Here is a 20541-nt window from a genome sequence, read left to right on the forward strand (position 1 = left end):
GCTCCGACGAGTCCCTAGAGCTCTCCGACCTCGGAACGGCTCGGCTGGGGCTTGTTGTCGGCGTCGTACTTGTAGATACCGATGGCGGCTTCGGTGGGATCACCGTTCTCGTCGAAGGACACGGGACCGGAGATGCCGTCGTAGTCGATGTCCTCGCCGTCGCGCAGCAGCGTGACGCAGCCTGCGAAGTCGAAGCACTTGGTGCCGTCCTTCGAGACCGACTCGAGCTGCTTGGCGATCTCCGTACCCTCGACGCTTCCCGCTGCCTCGGAGGCGAGCGAGATGAGGTTCACGGCGTCGTAGCTCTCGCCGGCGTAGGCGTAGCTGGTCAGATTCGGGTCGACGGTGGCGAGGGCTTCCTGGAAGCCGGTGCCGGTGAAGGGGCCGGGGATGGTGCCCTGCGCTCCTTCGAGGGTTCCGGGATCGAGGTCCGCGCTGTAGTCCGAGGTGTTGCCGTCGACCATGAACAGGGTGCTCGCGTCGATGCCCTTCGCGACCAGCAGCGGGACGATGCTCTTGGCCTCGTCGAAGCTGATGAGGACGATCGCGTCCGGCTTCGCGGCGGCGATGGCATCGACCTGGCTCGAGAACTGCGAGTCGCCGGTGTTGAACATCTCGTTGGCGACGACCTGGCCGCCCGCGGCTTCCACCGTTTCCTGGATATTGCTCTGCAGGCCGGTGCCGTAGGAGTCGTTCAGCGTGATCATGCCGACGGTCTGCGCGCCACACGTCATGATGTAGTTGCCCAGCGTGCGGCCCTGGAGGACGTCCGAGGGGGCTGTGCGCCAGTACAGGCCCTTGTCGTCCCAGGTCGTGAACTCGGGTGATGTGTTGGCGGGGGAGAACTGCACGACGCCTGCGCCGGTGATCTGGTTGATGACGGTCTTCGAGACACCGGACGATGCGGCGCCGATGATCGCGTTGACGTCCTGCGACAGCAGGTCGGACACCGACTGCGTCGCGATGTCCGTGGTGGTGTCGCCGGAGTCGCGGTGGGTGATCGAGACGTCCTGGCCGAGGACACCACCGGCTGCATTGACTTCCTCGACGGCGAGGTTGACGCCCGCGATCTCGGGCGGGCCGAGGAACGCGAGGGTTCCGGTGGTCGGCAGGATGGAACCGAGCTTCAGCGGTGCGGGGCTCGTGGTCTTGCTGGCGGGGACGGCGGCGGGATCACCCTTCTCGCCCTGCTCCTCGCCGGCGCCCCCCTCGCTCTCGGGGCATGCCAGAGCCGACGTGGCAGCGGCAGCAGTGGTCTCGGTGTCGCCGCTGTCGCTCTCGGAACCCGTGGTTCCGCCGCCGCCGCAGCCGGAGGCAAAGAGCGCGATCCCCAGACTCAGGGCAGCGACCTTTCCCGCGCGCGTGGCATTGTCCCCGATGCCGAGCAGCGCGGAGTTGCGTGTTGCAGTCATGAATTAGTCTCCTCGACCGAAAGGCTCTTGCTGCCTTTGATGCGATCACCAGGTGTTCCTGGCTTATGGAAAAGCTAATCGATAAATGTGTCTCAGATAAGGGAATCCGGTTACATCCTTGTAACACTCGTCACAGCCGTAACCGGGCACTCTTGACAGCAGGCTCTACTCAGTGGGCTGTCCATCCCCATCTGAAACGGCCGCACGGTAGCGGCACCACGTCGCGGAGGGAGGTGCCCCAGCAGGGACTCGAACCCTGACTGAACAGATTTTAAGTCTGCTGCCTCTGCCATTGGGCTACTGGGGCCGGCCAGCCTGTCCAGCGTACCGCGCACGGACCGGACCCGTTCACCGAGGGGCAGACGAAGAACGACGGCGACCCCGGGAGGTCGCCGTCGTTCGTCGGCTCGGTCGCTGTACGACCGATTTCAGCCTGGTCTCAGGCCGTCGTCTTCGCTGCTGCGGCCTGCCCTGCCGGCGTCGGCGGCTTGCTCTGCAGCGCGGTGTCCTTCTTCGGCGGCGGGGTCGCCGCTTCGCGGAACTGGCGCTGCGGGTTCTGCAGGTCCGAGAGCGGAGCGAGGTCGCGACCGAAGAGGAAGCTCATGCTCCAGTTGACGATCACGCGGGCCTTGCGCTCGTACATCGGCATCGCGAAGCCGTGGTAGCCACGGTGGGCAAGCCAGGCCGGGAAGCCCTTCATGCCGAAGCCCATGATGTTCGCGACACCCTTGAACTGGCCGAAGCCGGCCACGGCGCCGAGGTTGGTGTGACGGTATTCCTTGACCTCACCCACGCCGTAGCCGGCGGCGAGGATGTTGGCGGCGAGGAGCTTGGCCTGCCGCACGGCATGCTGGGCGTTGGGGACGCAGAAGCCTCCGACTCCACCACCGGTCAGGTCGGGGACGGCGGCGACGTCGCCCGCGGTCCAGGCGTTCTGGAGCGGTCCGTCGTCGCCCGTGATCCGGAGCTCGGCGTTGGCGCGCAGGCGACCGCGCTCGTCGACCGGGAAGTCCGTGGAACGGACCACCGGGTTGGCCTGGACGCCCGCGGTCCAGATCAGGGTGTCGGTCTCGAACTCGTCGGCCGGCGTCTTGTCCGGCATGTTGATGAGTTTCAGCGTGCCGTCGACGGCGCTGGACAGCGACGTGTTGAGCAGGACCTCGATCTGGCGTGAACGGAGGTGTCCGACGACCCACTCGGCCTGCTCGGCCGTGACCTCGGGCATGATGCGTCCCATGGCTTCGACGAGGACGAAGCGCAGGTCGGAACGGCTCAGGCGGGGGTTTGCCTTGACGGAGTCGCGGGCGGCGTCCTCCATCTCGGTGATGGTCTCGATACCGGCGAATCCGCCGCCGACGACGACGAAGGTCAGGGCGCGGTCGCGCTCGGGGCCCTCGGGCATGACGGAGGCCGTCTCGATCCGCTCGAGCATCTTGTTGCGGAGGGCCACCGCTTCCTCGATGGTCTTCAGACCGATGCCCTGGTCCTTGAGGCCCTCGATGGGGAAGGTGCGCGTGATGGAACCGGCGGCGACGACGACGTCGCTGTAGCCGAGCTCGAAGGACTCACCACCGCCCGTGGGCTCGATGGTGGCGGTCCGGCCGGCGTGGTTGATCGACGTGACCTTGCCGGAGATCAGCTCGGTCTTCCGCAGGTGCTTGCGGTGCGACACGATCGCGTGGCGTGCCTCGATGCTTCCGGCGGCGACCTCGGGGAGGAAGGGCTGGTAGGTCATGTAGGGCAGGGGATCCACCAGCGTGACGATTCCGCCGTGGTCCTTGACCTTCTTCTGCAGCCTGTGCGCGACGTACAGGCCTACGTAACCGCCGCCGACGACAAGGATGCGCGGGCGGTCAGAGAAATGTGGGTTCGATGCCATTCCTCGATGCTACCGGACTTTGTGAAAATCTTCACTAGCTCCGCGGAGGAGCCGGAGCCTTGATCACCACCGGTCGCGCCCGCCTCCCGGGACGTGCTCGACCCGTCCCGCGTCGACCTCGGAAGGCACCGGCGTACGCCTCCTGACGCGGGCCACATGCAGGGCCCCGCCCAGGAGCACCGCAAGCATCAGCCCGCTGAATCCGAGCACCACGACCGCGGGCACGTCGTGCACGGACGTGAGCGGATCCTCGGCCTGCGGCGCCGGCGGAACCGGGATCACCTCGGCCGGCGGGTGGCTCGGCAGGGCCGGAGCGGAGGCCGGGGTCTGCCCGCCGCGCCGGTAGGTCTGGATCCACTGGGCCATGCTGCCCAGCCGGTTCTCCGCGGGTACCGCGAGGTCGGCATCGACGGCGGCGGCGACGTCGAGTACCCCGTAGCCGTAGAGCGTGTCGAAACCGGGCTGTCCGGCGTCACGCGCGGTGTCCACGATGCGGTTGACGACCTGCGCGGCCGACAGCTCCGGATAGCGGGCGCGGATCAGGGCTGCGACGCCGGAGACCAGCGGTGCCGCGCCGGACGTGCCCGACCAGTCCGCGTAGAAGCCGCCGGGCAGTCCCCCCACGAGGTCCTCGGACGGCGCGGCGACCGCGATGCTGATGCCCTCGGAGGACGCTTCGGCGCTTGCCAGGCCCGAGCGGTCGAGCCCTGCGACGGCGAGGACGCCGGGTATCGTGGCCGGCGCCCCGACCTGGGTCAGTCCGCCGGCCCGGTTGCCGGCCGCGGCGACGATGACGACGTCGTTCTGCTCCGCGTAGAGGAAGGCCTGGTCCCAGCTCTCGGGCCAGGCCGTGCTCGTGCTCCCCAGCGACATGTTGATGACGTCCGCACCGTTGTCGACGGCCCAGCGGACCGCAGAGGGGACCTGCTCGTCGACCGACACGCCGGCCGGATTGGGACCGCTGTTCTGGCCCTCGATCCAGAGGGAGACGGCGAGCAGATCGGCCTTCGGTGCGACCCCGACGATGCCGTCCGGACCCTCCCCGTACTGGCTGAAGGGCTCCGGGGGCTGCGAAGGCCCCCTCCCGGGAACGGAGGGCCCCGGCGGAGCCGGGTCGGTGTGGCCGCGCCCTGCCAGGAGGGTACTGACCAGTGTTCCGTGGGCCGGCACTTCCCCGATGCCGCGCTGTCCGCCGGGATCGCCCGCACCCGAGGCGTCCGTGCCGCCGATCACGGCTCCGGCGAGGTCGGGGTGGGTCGCGTCGATCCCGCTGTCGATCACCGCCACCGTGACGCCCTCGCCCTGCGTACTCTGCCAGGCTTCCTCGATGCCGTAGTCCTCGAGCCAGTACTCCTTGCCACGGATGTCGTCCGCGGCGGCGGGGATGGCCGGCAGGAGGACGGCGAGGCACGCGACGACGGCAGCCCCCGCACGGACGGCGAGGCGCGCTCGGGTGAGCATCAGCTCACCGTTCCCGCTCCGCAACGCTCAGGGCTATCCCGTCGAGGATGTCGTGCTCGCTCGTGATCGCTGTGGTGACGCGGCCGTCCGTGACCGCCGCGATGCGCTCGAGGATCGATTTCCAGATCAGGGCGCCCGCCCCGATGACGTCGACGCGGCCGGGATGCATGTAGGGCAGGGCGGCCCGGGCCGTCCGCGGCAGGTGCAGGAGGTCCGATGCCGCCGCCGAGAGGACGGGAATGGGCAGCTCTGCACCGTGGATGCGATCGGCCTGGTAGGCCGGGAGCCCGAGTGCATGGGCGGTGACGGTGGTGATGCTTCCCGCGACGCCGACGATCTTCGTGATCCTGTCCAGGGGCACCTCGGCCGCGGCTTCGTCCATCATCCGGCCGACCTCGGCCTCCATCGCCTCGATCTGCCCGGCGGTGGGCGGATCGTCCATGAGGAACCGCTCGGTGTAGCGCACGCAGCCCATGTCCGTGCTCCGTGCAGCGATCAGGCCGTCCGCGGTGCCCGCGACGAACTCCGTGCTTCCGCCGCCGAGGTCGATGACCAGGACGGTCTCGTCGCGGTCCGTCTCCAGGACGCTCACGGCGCCGTCGAAGGACAGTCGCGCCTCCTCGGCGCCGGAGACGACCTCGGGCTCCACGCCCAGCCGGGCCCGGATGCCGTCGACGAAGTCCTGGCGGTTCTCGGCATCGCGCGACGCCGAGGTCGCCACGAACCGCACGGGCGGGTTGCCGTGCTTCTCGATGAGCGCTGCGTACTCTTCGGTCGCGGCGAACGTCCGGGCGAGCGCCGCCTCCGACAGGCGTCCGGTCGCGTCCACTCCCTCGCCGAGCCGCACCACGCGCATGAGCCGTTCGACGTCGGTCAGGACACCGTCCTCGATGTCGGCGATCAGCAGCCGGATGGAATTGGTGCCGCAGTCGATGGCAGCTGTGCGCATTACTTCTCCTCGTCGGACGCGGTGGATTCGGACGCGTCGGGTCCCAGAGAGGTTACCTGCGCCCCGCCGGTTCCGGCATCCCGGCGTCGTGCCGCCCGCTTGGCCTCGAGTTCCTCGGGGCTCAGGCCCTGGGTCCTGGTGTGCCGGCTGAGGTCGGCGTGCGGTGCCTGGCCCGTCGTGTCCCAGGCGCCCTCGCAGTAGCAGCGCTCGGGCGACCACCATTGCGCTATGCGTCCGATGGCCTCGTCGCCCAGCGGATTCACGCCCGGCCCCGCCGCGAGGGCGTGCCCGACCAGGACGTGCAGGCACTTCACGCGGGTCGGCATGCCTCCCGCCGAGACGCCGGCGATCTCCGGCACGGCTCCCGTGCCGGCGCGTTCGCCCACCGCATCCCGCGCGGCGAGGTAGGCCTCGTGGGCGGCGCGGTACCTCCCGGCGAGCGCCGCGTCGGTGGTCAGGCGATCGCTCATCTCGGTCATGACGCCCTCGGCCTCGAGCCGTGACACCGCGGCGGTGATCACCGGGTGGCTGAGGTAGTAGGTCGTCGGGAACGGGATGCCGTTGGAGAGGCGCGGAGCGGTGGTGGCGACGAGCGGGTTCCCGCAGACGCACCGCGCACCGATCTCGACGACGTCCCGCACGGGCCGGCCGAGCTGGCGGCTGAGGACGTCGAGGTCGCGTCCGTTCGGGATCCGAGGGTCCCGGTCGGGGTGATCGTACTGATCGTGCTGATCGTGCTGGTCGTGCTGGTCGTGCTGGGTCACGCTGTTCCTTCCTGGGACGCCGCTCCGGGCGTCCGGTTCGCGGCGGGCGGTCGCATTCCCTGCGGCGGCGCCCCGCCGCTTAATCTGTCGCTGCGCGGGCGACCGAGCTCCAGAGCGAGTCGACCCAGGGCAGGTCGGCGGGTTCGGTGACCGATCCCTCGCCGGTGCTCTCCTCGATCCCGTCGCCTCCCTTGACGAGGTAGCGGGTCTCCCCCGGCATGACAAGGAAGATGCGCTCGCGTGCCTGCTGCCGGACGAAGGCCGGGTCATCCCAGCGGGCGAGCTCCGACTGGTAGTCCGCCTGCTCCTGCTGCTGCCGGGCGATGTCCGCGCGCAGGGCATCGAGTTCCGCCTGCTGCTGCAGGTAGCGGCTCACCGACGGCGCCAGCAGCACGATCACGGCGATGAGCACGACGGCGAGGGCGAGCAGGCGGCCCGAGAAGGACTTCGCCGGGATGGGCGTGGCCTCCTCGGCCGGCTCGATCACCGATTCGGCACGCTTGGAACCGAGCCGTCCACGCCGGATGCTTCCCGCGAGCTGCGACCGCTCCGCGGCACGTGCCTCCGAGGGGGATGCCGGCGTCGACCGTCCGGACGCCGGGCGCGCTGTCCGCGGCGGCGTCGATCCTGCCGTCCCTGACGCTGCGCGCGGGTCCCTCGTCCCGGAAGGGCCCAGGGAGCGCGGGTCCTTCGTCGCGGAAGGGCCGGCCGCGCGGGGCGGGGACGGCTTGCGCTGGCCGGACCCGGCAGGGCGGGGCTGCGCGGGACGGGACGGGGCGGGGACGTGACCCGCTCCGCGGGTGCCCACGGTCGAACCGGTATCGGTCGGGGAACTGCCGGCCCGGGAGCCGGCAGGGGTCTGGCCCTTGGCCGCTCCGGGGGCCGGCCGTTCCTCCGCCGCAGGCGAAGGACGGCCGGCTCGCGGCACGTTAGGGCGGCGGGCAGTCATGAAGCTCCTCGTCAATGCTGTCGCGTCTGGTCGCGTCGGATTTCTTCCGAAACCCGTCTAACGAGGGTAACTGCCCGCCCGATCAACTGCTGACGTACTACGCCGTGAAACGCGGGAAGGCGCTGCGACCGGCGTAGCGTGCGGCGTCGTCGAGCTCCTCCTCGATGCGCAGCAGCTGGTTGTACTTGGCGACGCGCTCGCTGCGGGCAGGAGCACCGGTCTTGATCTGGCCGGCATTCGTGGCCACGCAGATATCGGCGATGGTGGTGTCCTCGGTCTCTCCGGAGCGGTGCGAGGTGATCGTCGTGTACCCGGCGCGCTGCGCCATCGAGATGGCATCGAGCGTCTCGGTCAGGGTGCCGATCTGGTTGACCTTCACCAGCAGCGAGTTCGCCGTCTGGCTGGAGATGCCCCTGGCCAGGCGCGTGGGGTTCGTGACGAACAGGTCGTCGCCGACGAGCTGGACCTTGTCGCCGATCGCGTCCGTGAGGTGCTTCCAGCCCTCCCAGTCGTCCTCGTCGAGGGGGTCCTCGATGGAGACCAGCGGGTAGTCGCGGACGAGCTCCTCGAAGTAGGCGCTCATCTCCTGGGTGCTGAGCGTGCGGCCCTCGAAGTGGTAAGAGCCGTCCTTGTAGAACTCCGACGCGGCGACGTCGAGAGCGAACGCGATGTCAGTGCCGGGCGTGTAGCCGGCGCGCTCGACGGCGGTGGTGATCAGGTCGAGTGCGTCGCGGTTGGAGGGCAGGTTCGGGGCGAAGCCGCCCTCGTCGCCGAGGCCGGTGGCCAGGCCCTTCTCCTTCAGCACGGACTTGAGCTCGTGGTAGACCTCGACGCCCCAGCGGAGGCCCTCGGAGTAGGACTGTGCGCCGAGCGGCACGATCATGAACTCCTGGATGTCGACGTCGGAGTCCGCGTGCGAACCGCCGTTGAGGATGTTCATGAGCGGCACCGGCAGGACGTGGGCGTTAGGGCCGCCCAGGTAGCGGTAGAGCGGCAGCGCGGCGGATTCGGCGGCCGCACGGGCGATCGCGAGCGAGACGCCGAGCATCGCGTTGGCGCCCAGGTTCGACTTGTTCTCGGTGCCGTCCAGGTCGATCATCGCCTGGTCGATGGCGCGCTGGTCCGCGGCGTCGAAGCCGAGGAGGGCCGGCTGGATCTGCTCGATGACGGCTTCGACTGCCTGGAGGACGCCCTTGCCGAGGTACCGGTCCTTCTCACCGTCGCGGCGCTCGTTGGCCTCGAATGCCCCCGTGGAGGCACCGGAGGGGACGGCCGCGCGGCCGAAGGTGTCGTCGTCGAGCAGGACCTCGACCTCGACCGTGGGGTTGCCGCGGGAATCGAGGATTTCCCTCGCGTGGATGGCATCGATGATGGCCATGGATTTGCTCCTCTTCGTTGGAGTGTAGGGGTTCACATCTTGTTGGGACGTCTTTGTCAGAGCAACGGAGGTGTTGCTCCCAGCCTAGTTCACGCGCGTCCGGACGTGCGCTGGATCACCCGGTTGTGACGCCGGCGTCCGGATCCCGTCGGCCGCCGAGGTCCCGCTGGTAGTCCCGCTGGTAGTCCAACACCGTACGGCGGAGGGCACGCTCGGGGTCCACCCCGGAAGCCAGCGCACGCCGGGTCAGCTGCAGCAGCTCCCTGCCGAACCGCGCTTCTTCGTCCGCAGTTCCCTCGGCGTCGCCTGTCTCGGCGGCGACGGGGGCGCCGGCGGGCTCGGCCGGGCCGCCCTCCCCCGCGCGCTTGAGGGTCTTGGCGGCCAGGGCGAGCGCGGGCAGGTGAGGCGGTATCCCCTCGAAGGGTGAGGTGCGCCCTGGACGCTCCTGCGCCTTCACCGCATGCCAGGTGGCCACGATCTCCTCCACCGAGGCGGGGAAGCTCCCCCGGAGGGCGCCGTCGGGCGAGAAGACGTGTGGATTGCGGCGGACCAGCTTGGCGGTCAGCCCGTCCGCCACCTCGGCGAGTCCGAAGGATCCGCGCTCCACCTGCAGCTGCGCGTGGAGCACCACCTGGAACAGGACGTCCCCGAGCTCGCCCCGCAGCGCGTCGACGAGGCCGGCGCCGGGGTGGTCCGTCCTCGCGATGTCGTCGACGGCCTCGTAGAGCTCGTAGGTCTCCTCCACGAGGTATTCGAGCAGGGCCGCGTGGTCCAGCGCCGCGGTCCAGGGACAGTGCCGGCGGAGGAGGCCGACGACCTCGACGAGGCGCTCGACCGCCGCGCCCGGGGGCCGGCCGGGTGCGGAGGGCCGCTGGGCGGGAGCGTCCACTAGGACGCCTGGCGGGCGACCCTGTCGAAGGTGGACGTGATGTGCTCGGCCAGGGCTTCGCGGTCCTCGAGCGGCAGGAAGGCGGCGTCGACCGCGTTGAGGGTGAGCTCGAGCAGGTCTCCGAGGTCGTAGCCGAACGTGTCGACGAGCAGCTCGAACTCGTCCGTCAGGGTCACACCGCTCATGAGCCGGTTGTCGGTGTTGACGGTGACCTTGAACCCCAGCTGGTACAGCAGGTCGAAGGGGTGGGCGTCGATGGTGTTCCCGAAGGACTCGATCGCCCCGGTCTGGAGGTTCGACGACGGGCACAGCTCGAGCGGGATGCCGCGGTCACGGACCCACGAGGCGATGCGGCCGAGGTTCGCGATGCCGATCTCCTCGCCGTCGGGAGATTCCTCGTCGGCGGACTCCTCGATCTCGATGTCCTCGGCGATGCGCACGCCGTGGCCGAGACGCAGGGCCCGGCCGGCGACGAGCGCGTCCTGGATGCTGTCCAGGCCGGCGGCCTCGCCCGCGTGGATCGTCACGGGGAACTGCTCGGAGGCGAGATAGGTGAACGCCTCCGTGAAGCGTGAGGGAGGGAAGCCGTTCTCCGCTCCGGCGATGTCGAAACCGACCGCGCCCCGGTCGCGGTGGCGTACGGCGAGCTCGGCGATCTCCTGGCCGCGGTCGGCGTGACGCATGGCGGTGATGAGCTGTCCCACCTGGACCACGCGGCCGGCGGCGATGGCCGCGGCAGCGCCCGCGTCGAGTCCCTCCTGCACGGCCTCGACGGCTTCGTCGAGCGACAGGCCCTTCTGCGTGTGCTGCTCCGGGGCCCAGCGGACCTCCCCGTACACGACGCCGTCGAGCGCGAGGTCCTCGACGAATTCCCTGGCGACCCGGATCAGGCCCTCGCGCGTCTGCATGACGGCGATGGTGTGGTCGAAGGTCTCGAGGTACCGCTCGAGCGAGGCGGAGTCCGCGGACTCGCGGAACCAGGCTCCGAGCGACTCGGGGTCGGACGCCGGCAGTTCGTGCCCGATCGCGGCCGCGAGTTCGAGGATGGTGGCCGGCCGCAGGCCGCCGTCGAGGTGGTCGTGGAGGGAGATCTTCGGCAGGGTCTGGATGTCGATGGCAGCGTCTGAAACGAGGTCGTTCGGGATCTGGGTCACGCTGCCAAGCCTACGCGATGCGCTTCAGGAGGGGTTCGTCCCGCGGGCCGGTTCGAGCTCGTCCCGGAGCTGCACGGCATGAGCCTCGAGCGGGGTGGATCCCCGGACGAAAGCGGTTCCACGGTCCACGAGAATGCCGATGCCGACCGCGATCCCGACGGCCACCGCGACGCCCAGCAGGTGGTTGTGCTGGAACCAGGTACCGGCGACAGCGCCGATGCCCACCGAGTAACCGGCCCACACCGTTCCGGAGAGTGCCGTCAGGGCGACGAAGCGGCGCCGGGGGTAGCCGGTGGCACCGGCGGTGAGGTTGACGGCCACGCGGCCGATCGGGATGAAACGGGCCACGAGGATGAGCGATGCCGCCCGTTTCGCGAGCTCGTCGCCTGCCCGTCCGAACGACCGCTGCATCCGGGGACGCCGCATCCACCGGAAGCGCGTGGTGCCGATACCCCTGCCGATGCCGTAGGCGATGTTGTCGCCGAGGAAGGCGCCGAGTGCCGCGACCAGGATCAGCAGCCAGGGGTTCAGCACACCCTGGGTGAGGACGAGGGACGCGAGGCCGACGACGACGGACTCGCTGGGGAACGGCGGGAAGAAACCGTCCACCACACAGCACAGGAGGACGAGGAGGTATACCCAGGGCTGCCCGGCGGCAGCGAGCACGAGGTCGCTGATGCCGTCGAGTGCACTGGTGATCGCGTCCATCCTGGGCTCCTCCGCCGTCGCTCCGTGCGCGCGGGCCACCGGGGTGGCGGGGGCCGGCACGGAGCCGGACGCGGGTGCTGCGGTTCGGATCGAGCCGCGATGCGCTGCCCAGCGTCTGCGTCCGACGCTACCGGCCGCCTGCACGGGAATCGTCGGCCCTGCGGGCGATCTGCGTCGCGGCCGGCGTCACCCCCAGGGATGAGGCCGGCCGCGGATCCCCTAGGGGTCGCCCCTGGGAAGGGCAGTGGCGCCTAGGCGATGCGGTCGATGATGAGCTGCTGCGCCGGGCGTGAGCCCTCGGGAGCGATGACGACGGCGTCTGCCAGGGCCTCCCGTGCGCGGTCGAACCTGTCCGGGGTATCGGTCAGCAGCGTCATCAGCGGCTCGCCCGCCCGCACCAGGGCGCCGGGCTTCGCATGCATCCGCACGCCGGCTCCCGCCTGCACCTGGTCCTCCTTGCGGGCGCGGCCCGCGCCGAGGCGCCACGCGGCGACACCGACCGAGAGGGCGTCGAGTCCCACGAGCACGCCGTCGGCCGGCGCGAGGAGGACCTCCGACTCCTGTGCGACGGGCAACGTGGCGCGGGGGTCCCCGCCCTGCGCCACGATCATCCGGTTCCACGCGTCCATCGCGCGGCCGTCCTTCAGGGCGGCAGCAGGGTCGGCGTCGTGCACGCCCGCACAGGCGAGCATCTCCTCCGCGAGACGGACGGTGAGCTCGACGACATCGGCCGGCCCGCCGCCCGCGAGGACCTCCACGGATTCCTCGACCTCGATCGCGTTGCCCGCCGTGAGGCCGAGCGGAGTGCTCATGTCGGTGAGCAGGGCCACGGTGTTCACGCCGGCGTCCTTGCCGAGCGCGACCATGGTCTCGGCGAGCTCCCGCGCCTGGTCGACATCCTTCATGAACGCGCCGCTGCCCACCTTCACGTCCAGGACGAGCGACCCGGTTCCCTCGGCGATCTTCTTGCTCATGATCGAGGACGCGATGAGCGGGATGGCCTCCACCGTGCCGGTCACGTCCCGCAGCGCGTAGAGCTTCTTGTCGGCGGGAGCCAATCCCGTGCCGGCGGCGCAGATCACGGCGCCGACCTCGGCGAGCTGGCGCAGCATGTCCTCGTTGCTGAGGTGCGCCTGCCAGCCCGGGATGGACTCCAGCTTGTCCAGCGTGCCCCCGGTGTGCCCGAGGCCGCGCCCGGAGAGCTGCGGCACGGCGACGCCGAACACGGCGACGAGCGGGGCCAGCGGCAGGGTGATCTTGTCCCCGACGCCGCCGGTGGAATGCTTGTCGCTCGTCGGACGCCCGAGGGACGAGAAGTCCATGCGCTCGCCGGATGCGATCATCGCGGCCGTCCAGCGGGAGATCTCCGCGCGGTCCATGCCGTTGAGCAGGATCGCCATGTTGAGGGCGGCCATCTGCTCGTCGGCGATGACGCCGCGCGTGTAGGCGTCGATGGTCCAGTCGATCTGCTCGGGCGAGAGGGTTCCCCTGTCGCGCTTGGTCCGGATGATGTCGACGGCGTCGAAGGCTTCGGTCATGGAGGATCCTCGGGTTGTTCGGATGGGGTGTCCGGATCCTTGGAGGAACCGGCCGGGAAGGCGCGGCGGGATGGGCCGCGCCGCGTCAGGTGAGGTGCTGCGGACCGAAGGCGTCCGGCAGGACCTCGTCCATCGTGCGGATGCCGCTGACGGTCATCAGCACCATGTCCGGCGCCCGGAACTCGTACAGCAGCTGGCGGCACCGGCCGCACGGCATGAGGGCGTTGCCCTCACCGTCGACGCAGGCGAAGGCACGGATGCGCCCGCCTCCGCTCATCGCCAGGGCGCTCACGAGGGCGCACTCGGCGCACAGCGTCAGCCCGTAGGAGGCGTTCTCGACGTTGCAGCCGGAGATGATCCGGCCGTCGTCGATCAGCGCCGCCGCCCCGACGGGGAACCTCGAATAGGGCACGTAGGCCTTGGTCATGGCCTCCCTCGCCGTGGCGGTGAGGTCGTCCCAGGGGATGTCGTTCTCGCTCATGGTGGTCCTAACCCTTGATGTACGGGATGCCGCTGGCTCCCGGCGCCCTCGACCTGCCCACGAGGCCGGCGACCGCGAAGACCGTCACCACGTAGGGCAGCATGCGCAGGAACTGGTCCGGCACCGGCGTCCCGAGGAGGCTCAGCACGTTCGAGAGGTTCGTCGCGAAGCCGAACAGCAGTGCCGCGAAGAACGCCCCGATGGGATTCCAGCGGCCGAAGATGAGTGCCGCCAGCGCGATGTAGCCCTGGCCCGCCGTCATGTCCCGGCCGAAGCCGGAGACGGCCACGAGCGTGAAGAAGGATCCCCCGACGCCCGCCACGACTCCGGCGAGGAGCACGTTCAGGAAGCGCATCCGGTTGACGTTCACGCCGAGGGTGTCCGCGGCCTTCGGGTGCTCGCCGACCGCACGGGTCCGCAGCCCCCAGCGCGAGTGGTACAGGGCCACGTAGATGACGGCGACCGCGATGTACATGAGGTAGCCCACGATGGTCTGCTGGAAGAGGATCGGGCCGATCACCGGGATGTCCGCGAGGAGCGGGATCTCGATCACGGGCAGGCGTGGCGGCGAGTTCCAGCGCTCGGCGTCCTCGCTGAGGACGGCGGAGAACAGGAAGCCCGTGAGGCCGGAGACCAGCACGTTGAGCACGACGCCGACGATCACCTGGTTCACGACGTAGCGGATGCTGAAGACGGCGAGGACGAGCGACACCAGGACACCCGCGACGGCGGCGGCGAGCAGGCCGACGAAGGCGCTGCCGGACAGCGACGCCGCGACGGCCGCGGCGAAGGCGCCGAAGAGGAGCTGGCCCTCGATGGCGATGTTGACGACGCCGGACCGCTCACAGAGGACGCCCGAGAGCGAACCGAAGATCAGCGGCACCGCCAGCGTGACGGAGCCCGCGAGCAGCCCGTAGAGGGCGACGTTCGGAGTGCGGGCGCTGCCCACGACCCAGGTCAGGAACGCGATGAGGAACAGGATCGCGAAGACGGCCGGCACCCAGGTGGGGACCTTCCGCCGGGCGCGGGTGCGCAGGATCGCGAGGACGGCGAGGGCGGTCATGGCGAGCGCCGCGAGCCACCCGATCAGCGGCGCGGACACCACGATCGACGGCAGGACGACCGGATCGTTCTCCTCGGACAGCCGGAAGGTGACGTCGTTGCCCGGTGCGCCGAGCGCGAACACGAGGAGTGCGAAGAGGGCGACTACGGAGAGGATGATCGGGGTCTTCCAGCTCCGCACGGTGGCGTCGCCGGTGCCGCGGGCGGGCGCGGTGGTTGCTGTGCTCATGCTGCTGCTCCGGTCGAGGCTGGCGTGCGGGTCGTGGTGCCGCCCTTGCCGGCGCGCGGGGCTCCGGGCGCCGGCAGGCGGAACAGCGCGCGGACGAGCGGTGGCGCTGCGATGAAGAGGACGATGAGCGACTGGACCACGAGGACGATGTCGATGCTCGTGCCCGTGGAGGCCTGCATGGCGACGCCCCCGGCGCGGAACGCGCCGAACAGGACGCCTGCCGCGAACGTGCCCCAGGGCGAGGAACGCCCGAGGAGCGCGACCGTGATGGCGTCGAAGCCGAAGCTCGCGGCAACGCCCGAGGTGAGGACCTTCTCGGTGCCCGACACCTGGGCGACCCCGGCGAGTCCGGCGAGCGCCCCGGCGATGGCCATGGCGAGGATGTAGCCCTTGCTGACGTTCACGCCCGCGGTGCGGGCCGCACTGGCGTTGGCGCCGACGGCCCGGAGTTCGAAGCCCACCGTCGAGCGGTTCAGCAGCCACCACACGAGGACGGTGGCCAGGACGGCGACGACGAAGCCCCAGTGCAGGCGGAAGCCGGACCCCAACAGCGGCGGATACAGGGCCGTCGCGTCGAGCTGGGGGCTGATCGGGTTCGTGGAACCCGGGCGCTGGAACGCCGGGGTGCTCAGGAAGTACAGCACCAGGTTCGTCGCGATGTAGTTGAACATGATCGTGAGGATGACCTCGTGGGCGCCGGTGCGGGCCTTGAGGAGTCCTACGAGTCCGGCCCACACGGCACCGCCCACCATGCCCGCGAGGATCACGAGCAGCAGGTGGATGCCGGCCGGGAGGTGCAGCGTGAAGCCGACCCAGCCGGCGAAGGTGGCACCGATCAGGATCTGACCCTGCGCACCGATGTTGAACAGGCCCGCACGGAAGGCCAGTGCCACGCCGAGCCCCGCGCAGATGAGCGGGGTCGCGACGGTCAGGGTCTGCGTCAGGGGGTAGATCATCTGCGAGAAGGAGTCCCCGCGGATGTTGAAGACGGAGCCCTGGAAGAGCGCGATGTACGCGCCCGACGCCGCCGTCCACGCAGCACCGAGCGTGTCCTGGGGGCGGCCGAAGAAGTACGACGACGCCCGCGCCACGTTCGGGTCGGTCAGGGCGATGAGCAGTCCGCCGAGGATCAGGGACAGCACCACGGACAGGAAGGCGACGAGCGCGTTCCCCGTCATGATGCGCTGCAGGAGCGTCGATTCCGGCGCGGGGCCGGCGGCGGCAGGGGCCGGAACGGCGGGCGGCGGGAGCTCCCCTCCGGCTGTCTCCACCGCGTTCTCGAGGCGTACCTCGTCCTGGCGCGCGGCGTCCTTCGCCTGCCGACGGGTCAGCGGAGCTGCGCCGTCGGGAGCCGGGGGTCCCGGCCGGTCGTCCTGCGGGGTCACAGGTTTCCTCCTTGAACGTCGTGGGCCTGCGCCAGCGCTTCGTCGGCGGGCATGCCGGCCATCATGAGGCCGAGGACATCACGGGAGACCGTGCCGGGCACGATGCCCATGAGGCGCCCGCGGTAGAGCACTGCGATGCGGTCGGCCAGTTCCAGGACCTCGTCGAGTTCCGTGGAGACGATGATGACCGGCGTTCCGCCGTCGCGCTCGGCGACGATGCGGCGGTGCAGGAATTCGATGGAGCCGACATCGACGCCGCGCGTGGGCTGCGACGCGATGAACAGCTTGAGCGGCCGCGAGAACTCGCGGGCCATGACGACCTTCTGCTGGTTGCCGCCCGACAGTGTGCCGGCGGCTGCGGAGGCCGACTGCGTGCGCACGTCGTACTCGGCGATCTTCTCGTCGGCGTTCTTCCCGATGGCCGCCGGGGACATCGAGAGGCCCCGGGCGAAGGGGGCGTTGTCGTAGCGGTTCAGGATGAGGTTCTCGGCCACGGAGAACGTGCCGACGAGGCCCTCGACGCTGCGGTCCTCGGGGACGAACCCGACACCGGCGCGGATGACGTCCTTGACCTTGCGGCCGACCAGCTCGTTCCCGCCCAGGGTGATCGATCCGGTCACGTGGTCCTGCAGTCCCATGATGGCTTCGGTGAGTTCGGTCTGCCCGTTGCCCTGCACGCCGGCGATGGCGAGGATCTCGCCTTCCGCGACGTCGAAACTCAGGCCGTCGACCACGCGCTGGCCGTTGTCCGCCTGCACTGTGAGGTCGCGGACCCGAAAGGTGACCTCACCGGGCGTCGCGGGCTTCTTGTCGAGCGTGAGGCTGACCGAGCGCCCCACCATGAGGGACGCGAGTTCGGTGGTGGAAGCGCCGGGATCGGCGGTCCCTACGACCTTGCCGCGGCGGATCACGGTGATGACGTCGGAGACGGCCTTGACCTCGCGCAGCTTGTGCGAGATGAAGACGATGGACTTGCCGTCCGCCGTGAGCTGCTCCATGATCCCGAGCAGTTCGTCGGTCTCCTTGGGCGTCAGCACGGCCGTCGGCTCGTCGAGGATCAGCACCTCGGCGTCGCGCACGAGGGCCTTGATGATCTCGACGCGCTGCTGCACACCGACCGGGAGGTCCTCGACCACGGCGTCGGGGTCGACGTCGAACCCGTACTGGTTCGAGATGCGGCGGATGCGGGTGCGGGTCTCCTGCAGGTTCAGCATGCCGCCCGCCTTCGTGGCTTCATTGCCGAGGGCGACGTTCTCCGCGACGGTGAAGACCGGCACGAGCATGAAGTGCTGGTGCACCATGCCGATCCCGGCGGCCATCGCGTCCCCCGGGCCCCGGAAGGTCACGGGCTTGTCGTTGACGCGGATCTCACCCTCGGTGGGGTCGTACAGTCCGTACAGCACGTTCATGAGGGTGGACTTGCCTGCCCCGTTCTCACCGAGCAGGCTGTGGACCTGTCCCGGTTCGACGACGAGGTCGATGGAGTCGTTGGCAACGAGCGATCCGAAGCGCTTCGTGATGCCGATCAGTTCGAGTTTCACAACCCAGCCTGTTCTGTTCTGTTGTCTTCGGTGGAAGTCCCCCGAAAGGATACCGGCTGCGGCTTCGGGGCACGCACCCGGAACGAACGCGAACCGCCTTCCTCCCGCGGGGATCCGCGGGAGGAAGGCGGTTCGGTGGTGCTGCCGCGCCTACTTGGGGCTGGCCGCGGACTCGACCGCGATCTCGCCGGCGATGATCTGTTCCTTCAGCTCGTCGAGCGTGCTCTGCAGGTCGGCGGGGACGTTGGCCTCCTGGTCGTGGAACGGAGCCAGTGCGACGCCGCCGTTCTCCAGGGTGCCGACGTACGGGGTGTTGTCGAAGGTTCCCTCGACGTCGGTGCTGATGACGTCCTCCACGGCGTCGCCCATGAGCTTCATGACGGAGGTGAGGATGAACTCCTCACCCTTGCCGGCGGTCTCGTATCCGTCGGAGTCGACCCAGATCGCCTTGACGTCCTTGCCCCCGGCATTCGCCTCGATGACGGCGTCGAGCGTTCCGGACCCGACCGGGCCGGCGACCGGCATGATGATGTCGGCGCCCTCGTTGATGAAGTTCTGGGTGTTGGTCTTGCCGGCGGCTGCGTCCTCGAAGTTGCCGACGAAGGTGCCGTTCTGGCTCTCCTTGTCCCAGCCGAGGAGCTGGACGTCGCCGCCGGTCTCCTCGTTGAAGTAGGCGACGCCCTCGGCGAAGCCGTCCATGAAGATGGTGACGGTCGGGATGTTGATGCCGCCGTAGGTGGCCACCTTGCCGGTCTCGCTGGTGGCCGCCGCTGCGTAGCCGGCGAGGAACGCGGCCTGGGCCGTGTCGTAGATGATCGGCTTGACGTTCGGCAGGTCGATCGAGTTGTCGTCGACGATCGCGAACTTGGCCTCCGTGTTCGCTTCCGCGGCGGCCTTCGTGGTGTCGGCGAGCAGGAAGCCGACGGTGATCGTCATGTTGCAGCCGCCCTTGACCATCGTGTCGACGTTCGGGCCGAAGTCGGTCTCGGCCTGCGACTCGGCCTGGTTGATCTTGATGCCGAGGTCCGCCTCGGCCTTCTTCAGGCCCTCGTAGCTGGACTGGTTGAACGAGCGGTCGTCGAATCCACCGGAGTCGGAGACGATGCAGCCCAGGTAGTCGCTGTTCGCCTCGGCGCTCGCGCCACTTCCGGCCGAATCCTCGGCCGGCGGCGCACCGCAGCCGGAGAGGACGAGAGCCGATACGCCGAGAACGGCGGCGGACAGGCCTGTTCCGCGCGAAAATTTGCGCAGTGAGTTCTTCAAAATGCCTCCAGGAGAGAAATGCGCCACGGGGACGAATGCCAGTGAGTGTCCGCCACGGGTCAGAGGGACCCGCGGCTCTGTTTTCACTGGAAGACCGTGGCGCCGCGACACCGTCGGTGCAGCACGTATGCGAACATCCTAGAGGTTAGGTGACGGGGAGCACTACACGGAGGTCCGGCCCGGCCCGATCGTTCGGATTCCGTTATCCTCGGGCGCACCCTCCCTGCGCCGCACCACCCTTTGGCAGCGGGCGGGCGGGCTCAGTGGTGGCGGCCGAGCAGGGCCTGCAGTGCGGCGGCTGCCATCACGCGGATCCCGCTCTCGATGGCGCGCTCGTCCGGCGCGTAGTCGCCGCGGTGGAGGTCGTACGTCTCCCCGCCGGGCGTGCGCGTCCCGAGCCGCATCATGGCGCCGGGCACCTCCTGCGTCATCCAGGCGAAGTCCTCGCCGCCCATCGACTGCGGGGTCAGGACCACGGCCTCCGACCCGAGTTCGGCGCGTGCGGCCGCCTCGAGGAGTCCCGTCTCGGCTTCCTGGTTCACCACCGGCGGCACCCCCCGGATGTGCTCCAGCTTCACGTCGACGCCGAAGGGGGCCGCGACCTCGCGCACGGCGCGGTCGAGCATCTCACCCGCCGATTCCCAGGCCTCCCCGTCCAGGCAGCGGAGTGTCCCCGACATGAAGCCATGGGCGGGGATGGCGTTGGGCGCGGAGCCGGAATGGATCTGCCCCCACACCACGGACACCGCGCTGCGGACGTCGATACGGCGTGAGAGGACGGCCGGGACGTTCACGGCGATGGAGGCGAGCGCGAACACGAGGTCCTCGGTCAGGTGCGGGCGCGAGGTATGGCCACCACGTCCGCTGAGCTCGACCCGGATGGTGTCCGATGCCGAGGTGATGGCTCCGATGCGCGTGCCGACCAGCCCGACGTCGATCCTCGGATCGCAGTGCAGCGCCAGGATCCTCGGGATGCCGGTCAGGACCCCCTGCGCGATGACGTCGATGGCGCCGCCCGGCATCATCTCCTCGGCGGGCTGGAAGATGATCCGCACCGTTCCGGGAAGCGTCAGGTCGGCGTTCAGGTCCGCGAGCACGAGCGCGACGCCGAGCATGACGGTCGTGTGGATGTCGTGTCCGCACGCGTGGGTGATGCCCGTCGACTCCGACGCGTAGGGAAGCCCCGTCTCCTCGATGATGGGCAGGGCGTCGATGTCGGCGCGCAGGCCGATCCGGAGGGGCCCTTGGCCGATGTCCACGAACGCACCGGTACCCTCGAGGCGCTTGGGGGCGAGGCCTGCACGCTCGAGCCTGTCGACGATCAGGTCCGTGGTGCGGTGTTCCTTGTAGGACAGTTCCGGGTGCCGGTGGATCTCGCGCCGGATCCCGGTCAGCTCGCCGAGCAGCGGCGCGAGGGCCACCCCGATACGGGAGACCGGCGGACTCTGGTTGCTGGACGTTTCCACTCCCTCAGCGTACCGACCGCGGGCCCGTCGCCT

General features: G+C 69.7%; 17 protein-coding genes and 1 tRNA gene. All 18 read right to left on the reverse strand.

What is annotated here, in order from left to right:
• Positions 1–14: 14 nt before the first annotated feature.
• The 18 genes from ACX80H_RS11420 to ACX80H_RS11505 all read right to left on the reverse strand — a co-directional run bounded on the left by ACX80H_RS11420 (position 15) and on the right by ACX80H_RS11505 (position 20508).
• Positions 15–1412, reverse strand: coding sequence for an ABC transporter substrate-binding protein (locus tag ACX80H_RS11420; RefSeq protein WP_459313478.1), 1398 nt, complete (start codon positions 1410–1412; stop codon positions 15–17).
• 234 nt (positions 1413–1646) lie between these two features.
• Positions 1647–1719, reverse strand: a tRNA-Leu gene (locus ACX80H_RS11425).
• Positions 1720–1851: 132 nt separating this feature from the next.
• On the reverse strand, positions 1852–3291 hold the full coding sequence (locus ACX80H_RS11430; protein ID WP_459313479.1) for an NAD(P)/FAD-dependent oxidoreductase: 1440 nt from the start codon (positions 3289–3291) through the stop codon (positions 1852–1854).
• A 63-nt stretch (positions 3292–3354) separates the two neighbouring features.
• Positions 3355–4752 (reverse strand): S8 family serine peptidase, encoded by a 1398-nt coding sequence (locus ACX80H_RS11435; RefSeq protein WP_459313480.1) that lies wholly within the window; start codon positions 4750–4752, stop codon positions 3355–3357.
• A gap of 4 nt (positions 4753–4756) precedes the next feature.
• Entirely contained in the window at positions 4757–5701 is a 945-nt protein-coding gene (locus ACX80H_RS11440) for a Ppx/GppA phosphatase family protein (protein ID WP_459313481.1), read from the reverse strand.
• Positions 5701–6393 carry a DUF501 domain-containing protein gene (locus tag ACX80H_RS11445; RefSeq protein WP_459313831.1) on the reverse strand — a complete coding sequence of 231 codons (693 nt, stop codon included), beginning with the start codon at positions 6391–6393 and terminating at the stop codon, positions 5701–5703. The genes ACX80H_RS11440 and ACX80H_RS11445 overlap by 1 nt, the downstream gene beginning before the upstream one ends.
• A 151-nt stretch (positions 6394–6544) precedes the next feature.
• Positions 6545–7414 carry an FtsB family cell division protein gene (locus ACX80H_RS11450; RefSeq protein WP_459313482.1) on the reverse strand — a complete coding sequence of 290 codons (870 nt, stop codon included), beginning with the start codon at positions 7412–7414 and terminating at the stop codon, positions 6545–6547.
• Positions 7415–7511: 97 nt separating this feature from the next.
• Positions 7512–8792, reverse strand: a complete 1281-nt coding sequence (gene eno / locus ACX80H_RS11455) for a phosphopyruvate hydratase (RefSeq protein WP_459313483.1) — start codon at positions 8790–8792, stop codon at positions 7512–7514.
• Between the two features lie 115 nt (positions 8793–8907).
• Positions 8908–9681 carry a MazG nucleotide pyrophosphohydrolase domain-containing protein gene (locus tag ACX80H_RS11460; protein ID WP_459313484.1) on the reverse strand — a complete coding sequence of 258 codons (774 nt, stop codon included), beginning with the start codon at positions 9679–9681 and terminating at the stop codon, positions 8908–8910.
• Entirely contained in the window at positions 9681–10835 is a 1155-nt protein-coding gene (locus ACX80H_RS11465; protein WP_459313485.1) for an adenosine deaminase, read from the reverse strand. Before ACX80H_RS11465 ends, ACX80H_RS11460 begins: the two co-directional genes overlap by 1 nt.
• Before the next feature lie 24 nt (positions 10836–10859).
• Positions 10860–11543 carry a DedA family protein gene (locus ACX80H_RS11470; protein ID WP_459313486.1) on the reverse strand — a complete coding sequence of 228 codons (684 nt, stop codon included), beginning with the start codon at positions 11541–11543 and terminating at the stop codon, positions 10860–10862.
• 251 nt (positions 11544–11794) lie between these two features.
• Positions 11795–13081: a thymidine phosphorylase gene (locus ACX80H_RS11475; RefSeq protein ID WP_459313487.1), complete on the reverse strand. Its 1287-nt coding sequence runs from the start codon at positions 13079–13081 to the stop codon at positions 11795–11797.
• Between the two features lie 85 nt (positions 13082–13166).
• Positions 13167–13562 carry a cytidine deaminase gene (locus ACX80H_RS11480; RefSeq protein WP_459313488.1) on the reverse strand — a complete coding sequence of 132 codons (396 nt, stop codon included), beginning with the start codon at positions 13560–13562 and terminating at the stop codon, positions 13167–13169.
• A gap of 7 nt (positions 13563–13569) precedes the next feature.
• Complete coding sequence (locus tag ACX80H_RS11485) at positions 13570–14853, reverse strand: ABC transporter permease (protein WP_459313489.1); 1284 nt, start codon at positions 14851–14853, stop codon at positions 13570–13572.
• Positions 14850–16238, reverse strand: a complete 1389-nt coding sequence (locus ACX80H_RS11490) for an ABC transporter permease (RefSeq protein ID WP_459313490.1) — start codon at positions 16236–16238, stop codon at positions 14850–14852. The genes ACX80H_RS11485 and ACX80H_RS11490 overlap by 4 nt, the downstream gene beginning before the upstream one ends.
• A complete protein-coding gene (locus ACX80H_RS11495) occupies positions 16235–17779 on the reverse strand; it encodes an ABC transporter ATP-binding protein (RefSeq protein WP_459313491.1) in 1545 nt (514 codons plus the stop codon). Before ACX80H_RS11495 ends, ACX80H_RS11490 begins: the two co-directional genes overlap by 4 nt.
• 150 nt (positions 17780–17929) lie before the next feature.
• Complete coding sequence (locus tag ACX80H_RS11500) at positions 17930–19042, reverse strand: BMP family lipoprotein (RefSeq protein ID WP_459313492.1); 1113 nt, start codon at positions 19040–19042, stop codon at positions 17930–17932.
• Positions 19043–19302: 260 nt separating this feature from the next.
• A complete protein-coding gene (locus tag ACX80H_RS11505; RefSeq protein WP_459313493.1) occupies positions 19303–20508 on the reverse strand; it encodes an amidohydrolase in 1206 nt (401 codons plus the stop codon).
• Between the last annotated feature and the right edge of the window lie 33 nt (positions 20509–20541).

The sequence above is a fragment of the Arthrobacter pasteuri genome (genome assembly GCF_054510955.1).